We start from the raw sequence: 395 nt of genomic DNA, 5'->3' as shown, positions 1-395 counted from the left end.
CTTGCTAATAATTTATTGCATGAGCTTTTCAAAACATACCCAATGCTTAATGGTATTCGCCTTCGTATTCGTAAGTATAGTGTGCCAATTGCCGGAATTTTTGATAATGTCGAAATTGAAGTAGCAGGGAGCAAGTAATTATGACTGAAGCTTACCTAAGCATTGGCAGTAATATGGGCAACCGGTTAGCAAACCTTCAAAAAGCTATTCAGATGCTGAATGTGCCGCCTAAAATTGATATTACGGCGATCTCCTCAGTGTATGAAACAGAACCGGTGGGAGGTGTCAAACAAGATTCTTTTTACAATATTGCGGTTAAAGTTGCAACTGGGTTAACAGCTCAGCAACTCCTTGACCATCTTCACAATATCGAACAGGAGTTACATCGACGCCGG

At 40.8% G+C, this 395-nt stretch carries 2 protein-coding genes; both read left to right on the top strand.

The window, feature by feature from the left end; genetic code table 11:
* A partial coding sequence (locus tag AACL61_RS01225) for a dihydroneopterin aldolase (protein ID WP_423245871.1) occupies window positions 1-138 on the top strand: 138 nt, incomplete at its 5' end.
* A 2-nt stretch (window positions 139-140) separates the two neighbouring features.
* Window positions 141-395: 2-amino-4-hydroxy-6-hydroxymethyldihydropteridine diphosphokinase (folK, locus tag AACL61_RS01220; RefSeq protein ID WP_339110865.1), on the top strand; the 255-nt coding region annotated here is incomplete at its 3' end.

The sequence above is a fragment of the Limosilactobacillus reuteri subsp. porcinus genome (assembly GCF_036621895.1).
GTDB classification, from domain to species: Bacteria; Bacillota; Bacilli; order Lactobacillales; family Lactobacillaceae; genus Limosilactobacillus; species Limosilactobacillus reuteri_J.
The sequence above is the reverse complement of the archived record's forward strand: the minus strand, read 5'-3'. Positions and strand labels throughout refer to the sequence as shown.